General features: G+C 62.6%; 10 protein-coding genes. 8 read left to right on the top strand and 2 right to left on the bottom strand.

Annotated elements, in window-relative coordinates; translation table 11 throughout:
* Positions 1 to 172 precede the first annotated feature (172 nt).
* Together NKK47_RS26440 and NKK47_RS26435 are read left to right on the top strand one after the other, a co-directional pair.
* Entirely contained in the window at positions 173 to 466 is a 294-nt protein-coding gene (locus NKK47_RS26440; protein ID WP_023676145.1) for a DUF982 domain-containing protein, read from the top strand.
* Positions 467 to 536: 70 nt separating this feature from the next.
* Entirely contained in the window at positions 537 to 836 is a 300-nt protein-coding gene (locus NKK47_RS26435; RefSeq protein WP_023676146.1) for a DUF982 domain-containing protein, read from the top strand.
* Between the two features lie 29 nt (positions 837 to 865).
* Here NKK47_RS26435 and NKK47_RS26430 read toward each other — a convergent pair whose 3' ends face one another.
* Positions 866 to 1363 (bottom strand): hypothetical protein, encoded by a 498-nt coding sequence (locus NKK47_RS26430; RefSeq protein ID WP_352569236.1) that lies wholly within the window; start codon positions 1361 to 1363, stop codon positions 866 to 868.
* 437 nt (positions 1364 to 1800) lie between these two features.
* Positions 1801 to 2631 (bottom strand): SIR2 family NAD-dependent protein deacylase, encoded by an 831-nt coding sequence (locus NKK47_RS26425; RefSeq protein WP_352796248.1) that lies wholly within the window; start codon positions 2629 to 2631, stop codon positions 1801 to 1803.
* Between the two features lie 329 nt (positions 2632 to 2960).
* Here NKK47_RS26425 and NKK47_RS26420 point away from each other — a divergent pair, with 329 nt between their 5' ends.
* The 6 genes from NKK47_RS26420 to NKK47_RS26395 are packed head-to-tail and all read left to right on the top strand — an operon-like array spanning position 2961 to position 9722.
* On the top strand, positions 2961 to 4754 hold the full coding sequence (locus NKK47_RS26420) for a methanol/ethanol family PQQ-dependent dehydrogenase (RefSeq protein ID WP_352578816.1): 1794 nt from the start codon (positions 2961 to 2963) through the stop codon (positions 4752 to 4754).
* Complete coding sequence (locus NKK47_RS26415) at positions 4735 to 5604, top strand: substrate-binding domain-containing protein (protein ID WP_352569234.1); 870 nt, start codon at positions 4735 to 4737, stop codon at positions 5602 to 5604. Before NKK47_RS26420 ends, NKK47_RS26415 begins: the two co-directional genes overlap by 20 nt.
* The gene (locus tag NKK47_RS26410) at positions 5601 to 6134 is read left to right on the top strand and encodes a c-type cytochrome (RefSeq protein WP_352569233.1); all 534 of its coding nucleotides are present in this window, start codon (positions 5601 to 5603) and stop codon (positions 6132 to 6134) included. Before NKK47_RS26415 ends, NKK47_RS26410 begins: the two co-directional genes overlap by 4 nt.
* A complete protein-coding gene (coxB, locus tag NKK47_RS26405; protein ID WP_352569232.1) occupies positions 6131 to 7147 on the top strand; it encodes a cytochrome c oxidase subunit II in 1017 nt (338 codons plus the stop codon). Before NKK47_RS26410 ends, coxB begins: the two co-directional genes overlap by 4 nt.
* Positions 7144 to 9120, top strand: coding sequence for a cytochrome c oxidase subunit I (ctaD, locus tag NKK47_RS26400; RefSeq protein WP_352569231.1), 1977 nt, complete (start codon positions 7144 to 7146; stop codon positions 9118 to 9120). The genes coxB and ctaD overlap by 4 nt, the downstream gene beginning before the upstream one ends.
* Positions 9117 to 9722, top strand: a complete 606-nt coding sequence (locus tag NKK47_RS26395; RefSeq protein ID WP_352457412.1) for a cytochrome c oxidase subunit 3 — start codon at positions 9117 to 9119, stop codon at positions 9720 to 9722. Before ctaD ends, NKK47_RS26395 begins: the two co-directional genes overlap by 4 nt.

Here is a 9722-nt window from a genome sequence, read left to right as displayed (position 1 = left end):
CGGCATGCGGACGAACGAGAATCGACAGAAAGGACGACAGCCTTGCACTCACCCCCTTGACGCTCGAGCGATTAGACGACCCGCTGCAACCCGTGCAGCAATCCCGCGTTAAAGAGCATGGGCCTCGCGTCCGCCCAGCGTTGATGCGACAGGCTCTTTCGCGGAGACACAGATGACAAAAAAATCGTTTGGCCGCCCCGTTCCAATTCTCGTCGGCCTTGGTTTCCCTCGCCATGTCGAAAATATCTGGCAGGCCTATGACGTCTTGAACGAATGGCCGAGTCGCGGCCCGGCGCACAAGGCGGCGTTCGACGCCTGTCGCGCCGGGCTGGCTGACGAGGTCGATGCCGAGACCGTGCGCGCGGCGTTCGAAGCATTCGCCCGCAAGGCGGGCATTCTGGCGCACGATGTCGCCGCCGAAATACCAGCAGGCACCAATCCCACTGCGGTTCGCGACGTCGGCTAAAATGCCCAGCAGGCCATGTGACCCGCTGAGGCTAATTTATATCAAGGGTGGTTAAATCGGGAGGACCGCCATGCTGGAGATAAAGTTCGATGCTCCGGTTTGCATCTACTTCGGCAAACCGGGACGATCGCGAATGGTCAGCTCCGTTTTCGAGGCTTCTTACTGCCTCAAAAGCGAGAAATGGCCTGCCCGCAATGCCCCGTTGTCGCTGATGGCGGGAGATGCATTGGATGGCGCCCAGATCGGCCAGATTACGGCAGCGGAAGCCCGCGAAGCATTTATCGACGCGGCTTTGGAAGCGAAGATTCTTGTCGAAGGCGAGCCGCATGACACACATGCCCGGACAGCCTTCATGCCGGACGGCGGGTGAACCGGCAGGCTGCTTCCCCGCAGAGCCGTTTATCGCGAATGGCTGGCTTCCTCGGCCTTTTTCTCCTGCTGCTGTCTGAGGACCTCGTCGGTTCCGACCAGCTTCTTCGATCCGCCGGGGATCGCGGTGGAAACAACAGCCGGCGGGTCGCTTGCGGGGAAAGAATCCTCCAGACCCGCCTGCAGCTGGTCTTCCAGCGTCTGCGGCTCTTCCGAGCGGCCAGCGGTCCTTCGGGTGTCTACATTCTCCAGCGGCTGTGTCATGTCCGGTGAAGACCTGACTTCTCGAATCCAGCCATAGAGCTGTTCGATGGCAAATTCCTTCATTGTGTCGAAATCGGCCTTTTCGTCACGCGATGCCTCGATTTGGTCAACCATGGTCTTCTCGAACCGTTCGAGGCTCTCGCTTCCACACGCTCGGCAGAGACGCACCAGCGCCTCGCGCAGTATGAGCGGCGCAAAGTGCGCTGTCGCCTCGAGCCTGAGCTGCTGCAAACGCTCCGGAGTAGCGGCTTGGAACTTCGACATGTTCGACCTCTCGCCTTGTGGAGCATGTCAACGAAAATTGTCGGCGGATGTTCCATCGGTGGTGGCCGGTGCATCGCTTGATCCTCAGCGGTGCGCGCCACCACCGACTGCAATGCGGATACCGAGACCGACGACGAAGCAGCTGTGCCGGATGACCGTCCCGGCCGCCCGCTATGTAGAATCCATGCGGCTACTTCGGCCCGGATTCGCCAGATGCCTTGGTGCCATCGTTGGACCTGCCGGCATTTTGCATCATCTTGAGTGCTTCGTCCCTGGTCAGACCGCACCTGCGGGCAAAACAATCGATCTCATAGGCAACTCGGCCGACAGGTCGTGTTTGGCATGCATTTTTCGCTGGTGTTTGCGTGCGCCCATTCAGACTCGGTCCCGGATCAGCCGGTTCCCAGCGCCTGGCCAATCCGTTTCGGCAAGTTTTCTCACGCGCCGTCTGGCCGGCCCACCCTGTCCTCGAGTTCGTTAAGGAACGCGAGCAGCGCGTCCTCAGGATCGTCTGCCTCTTCGGTCAGCATATCGATGCCCCAGTGGCCGAGGACAGCCTCCTGGACGATGCTCGGCTGCGACATGAAGATGAAGGATTTCGGGCGATTCTTGTCATAGCCGGAGCGGCGCCAGGTCTGCCAAAGCCGGTGCAGCAGCAGACGGATGTTCATGTCGGACATGCTGTAGCCGATGAACAGGATGGTGCGCCCGAGCGCGTCGGCCCGAAATTTCACGTCGAGCGGCGAATCGAACGACAGCCGGTCGAAATAGTCGGTCTCCGCCAGGACCAAAGATTTATCGTCGTCGAAATCGCCGTGGAATTTGATGATCTGCGTCACCTCGCCAGTGGCCTTGGGCAAATCCTTCGCATTGGCCACTTTCACAAAGGGCCGGCTATGGATCTCGAAGGCAACTTCGAGATTTCGGTCGTAGTTTGTCGTGTAGATGATCGGAAAATCGAGCGACACGATGAGCTTGTGGATCGCCGAGCCCTGCACTTTCTCCCGCGAGACGCTCCATTCACGATCCATCCAGCTGCGCAAGGGGCCGAGGCTCCCCTGCTTCAGCCGGTAGTATTCGGCAAGCGCCTGATAGCTGGCCTCCGGCGCACCGATCGTATCCTCGTCCAGACCGAGTTCTTTTTGCATGTGTTCGATGAGCTTTTGCCAGGACGGCAAGCCGACGCTCATCGACACCCCGGCTCCAACGAACAAGATCGCTCGCCGCTCTTTTACCGATTGAGCCAGTTGCTCGACTGCAGACAGCATTCGACACAACTGCGAAAAGCGCCGCTCCGTTCCAGCCGAACCCGGACCACCGGGAATAGATTTACTTCCGACTTGAGTGCTAACATTCGGATCGGCTGTCCCGAGCGCCCGGCCGCCGACTTTGGCCAACCGAATCCGACATTTATTTCGTTGCATTTGGCACTTCTGCGCCGCTCACGCGTTGGAGAGTGTTCAACAAACACGGCGCAGCTGCAGCTAATGGAGCTCTGCGCCAATGTCGGCAAACTCGACAGCCAATGAGGCAAGCGCGACTGGTGGCGGCGAAAAATAGGGTGCCTGGCAAAAGGGGAAAGAGGCCATTGGCTGCGATGCTGGGATGGACGCTGCTGGCAGGCTTCGCGCTGACTACCGCGGCGGTTGCTCAGTCAACGTCAAGCTTTGCGATAAATCCGCCTGCCGCAGCTGCTCCGCCCGACGACGGCCAATGGGCGATGCCGGCAAAGAACTACGCCTCGACCCGCTACAGCGAACTTGCGGAGATCACCGAAGACAACGTCAAAAACCTGCAAGTGGCCTTCACCTTCTCGACCGGCGTCAACAAGGGTCAGGAGGCTGCGCCCCTGGTCGTCGGCAACACGATGTACATCGTGACGCCCTTCCCCAACATCCTCTATGCGCTTGACCTTACCAAGCCCGGCGCGCCGATGAAGTGGAAATTCGAGCCCAACCCCGAGCCCGCCGCGCAGGGAGTTGCCTGTTGCGACGTGGTCAACCGCGGTGCAGCCTTCTTCGAAGGGCGCATCTATTTCAACACGCTCGATGGCCATGCCATCGCCGTCGATGCGGCCACCGGCAAACCGGTCTGGAACACCCATATCGGCAACATCAATATCGGCGAGACCATCACCATGGCGCCGCTGGTGGTGAAGGGCAAAGTGCTGGTCGGCAATTCCGGCGGCGAAATGGGCGTACGCGGCTGGATCAAGGCGCTCGACGCCGGCGACGGGCATGTCGTCTGGACGGCCTACAATACCGGCCCTGACGCCGAGGTGCTGATCGGCCCCGATTTCAAGCCGCATTACGACATGGACAAGGGCAAGGATCTCGGCGTGACGTCGTGGCCGCCCGACGCCTGGAAGATCGGCGGCGGCAATGTGTGGGGCTGGATCTCCTATGACCCGGACCTAAACCTGATCTTCCATGGCACCGGAAATCCCGGTCCGTGGAATCCGGATCTGCGGCCCGGCGACAACAAATGGACCGCCGGTATCTTTGCCCGCGATCCCGACACCGGCGCAGCCAAATGGTTCTATCAATGGACCCCGCACGATTTGCACGACTATGACGGCATCAACGAACAGGTGCTGCTCGACATGACCTGGCAGGGCAAGCCCCGCAAGGTGCTGGTCCGACCGGAACGCAACGGCTACGTCTATCTGTTGGATCGCACCACAGGCGAGGTCCTGTCGGCAGTCCCGTTCGGGCCAGTCAATTCCAGCACGGGCGTCGACCTCAAGACCGGCCGGCTGATTGTAAATCCGGACAAGAAGACCGGCACCGGCAAGGTCGTGCGCGACATCTGCCCGACCGCGTCCGGCCTCAAGGACTGGCAGCCTTCGGCGTTCTCGCCCAAGACCGGCCTGCTCTACATCCCGCACAACAATCTCTGCATGGACGAAGAGGGCGTCGAGGTAAATTACATCGCCGGCACGCCCTATGTCGGCATGAACGTGCGCATGATCCCCGGACCAGGCGGCAATCGCGGTGCTTTTACCGCCTGGGATGTCGCCGCCGCCAAGCCGGCGTGGAGCCTGAAGGAGAACTTTCCGGTGTGGAGCGGCGCCGTCGCCACCGCCGGCAACGTCGTGTTCTATGGCACTATGGAAGGCTGGTTCAAGGCGGTCAGCGCCAGGACCGGCGAACTGCTGTGGCAGTTCAAGACGTCGTCCGGCATCATCGGCCAGCCGATCACCTATCGCGGCCCGGACGGGCACCAATATGTCGCGATTCTTTCGGGCGTCGGCGGCTGGGCCGGCGCGATCGTATCCAGCGATCTCGATCCGCGCGACGCCACCGCCGCGCTCGGCTTCGTCAACGTCATGAAGGATCTGAAGGATGTAACCACGCCGGGAGGTACGCTGTATGTGTTCCGGCTCCCTTGAGACGACCGGCCGAGTTGCGCGCGCACGGAGAAAATCTTCCCGGCGGTTTGGCGCCGCGGTCGGCGCACTGGCGCTCTCGCTCGTCGCCGCCGTTGCCGATGCGCGCGAATTGAGGATCTGCGCCGATCCCAACAACATGCCGTTCTCCAATGCCGCCAGGCAGGGCTTTGAAAACAAGATCGCCGAACTCGTCGCGACGGAGCTTGGCGCAACGGTTTCCTACACATGGTGGGCACAGCGCCGTGGCTTCGTCCGCAACACGCTGAAGGCCGGCCTGTGCGATCTTGTGCCCGGCACGCCCGCCAATCTCGAGATGCTGCGCACCACCGCGCCCTACTACCGGTCTTCCTATGTCTTCGTGACACGCAGGGATGCGCCGGAAATCGCGTCCTTCAACGATCCTCGCCTGCGCGATCTGCACATCGGCGTCCAGCTGATCGGCGACGACGGCGCCAACTCGCCACCCGTCCTGGCGCTTGGCAGTCGCGGCATCGTCGGCCATCTCGTCGGTTTCCCCGTCTATGGCGACTATTCGGCGCCGAACCCGCCAGCGCGCATCATTGAGGCGGTCGCGAATGGCGACATCGATATGGCCGTCGTCTGGGGGCCGTTGGCCGGCTACTTCGGTGCCAGGCAAAAAGTACCGTTGCGGATTACGCCGGTTGCGCCGCGCATGGACGGTCCGCTGCTGCCGATGATCTACGACATCTCGATGGGCGTGCGCCACGACGACGATGCGCTGCGCAGCGAGGTAGACGCAGCGCTCGCCAAACACCGCGCCGAGATCGATGCAACCCTGGCGGCATATGACGTGCCTCGCCTCGACGTCGCCGGGGCGGCAGCGCGATGAACCGCGGCCTTCCATGCGTGCTGTCGGCGATGCTCGTTCTTGCCGCTTGCCAGCGTGAGGAACGCGACACGCGTCCACAGTCGGCGCTCGGCTCGGGCGATCAACCGGCAGCCGTCACGGCCCTCGAGCCGGGCGGCCAGCGGCCAACCTCGTCCAACAACAAGGCCGGAGTGTTCGAGGCCAACGCCTTCCACCTCAGCGAGGGCAAGCGTCTGTTCAACTGGTTCAACTGTTCCGGCTGCCATGCCAACGGCGGTGGCGGCATGGGCCCGGCGCTCATGGACCAGAAGTGGCTCTATGGCAGCTCGATCGAAAGCATCCACGCCACGATCGGGGACGGTCGGCCAAACGGCATGCCGAGCTTCCGCGACAAGATCCCGGACGACCAGATCTGGGAGCTTGCTGCCTTCGTCCGGGCACTGAGCGGCAACGCACCGTCCTCCGCCGCGCCGGGCCGCGACGACGACATGATGCCCCATCCATCCGAGAATCGCCTGCCGGACGCCGCGACGCTGGGGAAGTCGCCGTGAGCCGCGGTGTCTGGACGGTGTGCGGGTGCACGGCCTGCATCCTGCTCCTTGCAGGATGCAGCGGCTGGCAATCCGCGCTCGACCCAAAGGGCCCGGCCGCGGGCGAACTCGCATGGCTGATCTGGTTGTTCACCGCGCTGTGCACGGTGGTCTGGCTTCTGGTGATGGCCGTGCTGATCGTGCCATTGGCCCGGCGCGCGGCGCCGCTCGGCGACCCGCTTGTCCTCGACGCTGCGGCCGAGCGCAGCAAGATGCGAATTGTCGTCGCCGCACTCGCCGCTACCGCCCTGATCCTGGTCGGCCTGACGCTGCTGAGCTACTTCGCTAACGGGACGCTCGCCGCCATCGGCTCGGATGCGGCGCTGACGATCCGGGTGACCGGGCATCAATGGTGGTGGGAGGTGCGCTACGAAAACGACCAGCCGAACCGCATCCTGACGACCGCCAATGAAATCCACATCCCGGCGGGCGAGCCGGTGCGGCTTGTGGTGACCTCGACCGACGTTATCCATTCCTTCTGGGTGCCGAACCTCTCGGGCAAGTTGGACGTCATTCCAGGCCACGAGAACGTTCTCGATCTGAAGGCGGACAAGCCCGGCGTCTATCGCGGGCAATGCGCCGAGTTCTGCGGCGCGCAGCATGCCAATATGAGCACCTTCATCATCGCCGAACCTCGGCCCGTCTTCGATGCCTGGCTGAACGATCAGCTGCGGCCGGCAGCCGCCCCCGTGTCGGCCGAGGCCAAAACCGGCCACGACCTGTTCCTCAAACGGCCATGCGTGATGTGCCACAAGATCGGCGGCACCATCGCCGGCGGCACGGTCGCCCCAAACCTCACCCATATCGCAAGCCGGCAAACGCTCGCTGCCGGCACGCTGACAATGAGCCGCGGCAATCTCGCAGCCTGGATAGCCAATCCGCAGGGGATCAAGCCAGGCGCCCACATGCCGGTGGTGCGACTGGACGGGGACGAACTGAATGCGATCGTCGCCTATCTCGAGGGCCTGAAATGAGCAGCGCCGACGTGGCCCGTGAGCGTCGGCTCGCCGGCGAGCGAGCAGCGGCCGGCAAAGGAGACCTGGCCCCCGAGCGCGACGGTCCTCGCGATACCAGCCTCGACGACTCCAGCCTTGACCGCTGGCTGGCGCGGACATGGCAGACGGCGCCGGGCATCATCGGTGCGCTCTCGAGCGTCGACCACAAGATTGTCGCGCGGCGCTACCTGATCACCGCTTTCGCCTTCCTGTGCCTCGGTGGCCTCAGCGCCGTTGCCATGCGCATCCAACTGTCGGGGCCGGAGCGCGGGCTGATCGGGCCCGACCGCTACAACCAGCTGTTCACCATGCATGGCGTGACCATGATGTTCCTGTTTGCGGTGCCGATCGTCCAGGCGACCGGCATCTACCTCGTGCCGCTGATGGTCGGCACCCGCAACATCGCCTTTCCGCGCCTCAATGCATTCAGCTTCTGGATTTATCTCTCCGGTGGCCTCTTCGCCTGGGTCTCGTTTGCACTCGACATGGCGCCCGACGTCGGCTGGTTCTCCTACGTGCCGCTGTCCGGTCCTGAATTCGGGCCAGGCAAGCGTTCCGACGTGTGGGCGCAGATGATCACCTATACCGAAGTGTCATCGTTGGCGGTCGCGGTTGCCACCATCGTCACCGTGCTGAAGCAGCGTGCGCCGGGCATGTCGCTGGACAAGATTCCGCTCTATGTCTGGGCGATGCTGGTCACCTCCTTCGTCATCGTGTTCGCGATGCCGGCGGTCATGATCACGTCGACGTTCCTGATCCTCGACCGCCTGGTCGGCACCCATATCTTCAATCCCGCCGAGGGCGGCGACGTATTGCTGTTCCAGCACCTGTTCTGGTTCTTCGGCCACCCCGAAGTCTACATCATATTCCTGCCGGCTACCGGCATGGTGTCCTCGATCATCGCCGCTTTCGCCCGGCGTCCGGTTTTCGGCTATCTGGGCATGGTACTGGCCTTGATCGCGGTCGGCTTTCTGTCGTTCGGCCTGTGGGTTCACCACATGTTCGCAACCGGTCTGCCCAAGCTCGGCGCGAGCTTCTTCACCGCCTCGAGCATGCTGATCGCCATCCCGAACGGGCTGCAGATCTTCTGCTGGCTGGCGACATTGTGGGACGGACGCCCGATAATCAGAACGCCGCTGCTGTTCGTGTTCGGCTTCTTCTTCACGTTCGTCGCGGGCGGCCTGACTGGGGTGATGCTGGCGTCGGTGCCATTGGACCTGCAAGTGCACGACACCTATTTCGTGGTCGCGCATTTCCATTACGTGCTGATCGGCGGGTCGGTGTTCCCGCTGCTCGGCGCGACCTATTTCTGGTTCCCCAAGATCACCGGCCGGATGATGAGCGAACGTCTCGGACGCTGGCACTTCTGGCTTGCCTTCCTAGGCTTCAATGCGGCGTTCTTTCCGATGCACATTGTCGGCCTGTGGGGCATGCCGCGGCGGGTCTACACCTATCCGGTGGAACTCGGCTGGGGCAACATCAACCTGTTCATCACAGCCGGCGCGGTCATCCTGTTCCTAAGCTTCGTTCTGTTCACTATAAACCTGGTGTACAGCGCCTCGAGGGGCGCCCCGGCCGGGGACAATCCCTGGAATGCCGGCACGCTGGAATGGGCGACGAGATCTCCACCGCCGAGCTATAATTTCGCTCGGATCCCGGTGGTTACCCACGCCGAGCCGCTCTGGGCCGAACGTGACACGCTGCCTGTCGCGACCGGGCTTCGCGTCGACGCGCGCGAACTTGTCATTTCGACCGTGGCAGAGGCGCATCCAGATGTGCGCGAGAAATCGGCGACGCCGTCGATCTGGCCATTGTTCGCCGCGCTCACCGTCGGCGCCACCTTTCTCTATTCGATCTTCAGCCCGTGGGCGGTGGTCTGGGGAGCCGGACCGATCGCCATCACTTTGATCGCTTGGTTCTGGCCGAAAGGCGATCCGGAGGATGAGGAATGAAACAGCGTCCTGCCGCCGATCTTTCCAAACTCCCGACCTTCGGGATCGGACCGCGCAGCCCGACCTGGTGGGGCACTCTCGCCTTCATGGCGCTGGAAGGCACCGGCTTCGCGCTCGCCGCAGGCACCTATCTTTACCTCGCCTATCTGTCGCCCAAATGGCCATTGGGCGTGCCGCCGCCCAACCATTGGCCGGGCACCATCGTCACGCTGTTGCTGCTCGCCAGCGTGGTGCCCAATCACATACTGAACCGCTACGCCGAAGCCTGTGCCATGGTGCCCGTGCGCATCGGCCTGATCGTCATGTCGCTGCTCGGTATCGCACCGCTTGTCGTGCGGTGGTTCGAATTTCCGGCCCTCAACATTTATTGGGATACCAATGCGTACGGCTCGATGCTGTGGGTCCTGCTCGGCCTTCACACAACGCACCTGATTACCGACGTCGGCGACACGCTGGTGCTGACGGTCCTGATGTTCACGCGCCATGGCTATAGCGGCCGGCGTTTCGGGGACGTTGGCGACAACGTCTTCTACTGGGATTTCGTGGTCGCGACCTGGATCCCAATCTATCTGTTGATCTACTGGATGCCGAGGCTTGACTGA

This window comes from Mesorhizobium sp. M0019 (assembly GCF_040323975.1).
GTDB lineage: Bacteria > Pseudomonadota > Alphaproteobacteria > Rhizobiales > Rhizobiaceae > Mesorhizobium.
Note: the sequence above shows the minus strand (reverse complement) of the source record. Positions and strands in the feature narration are given on the sequence as shown.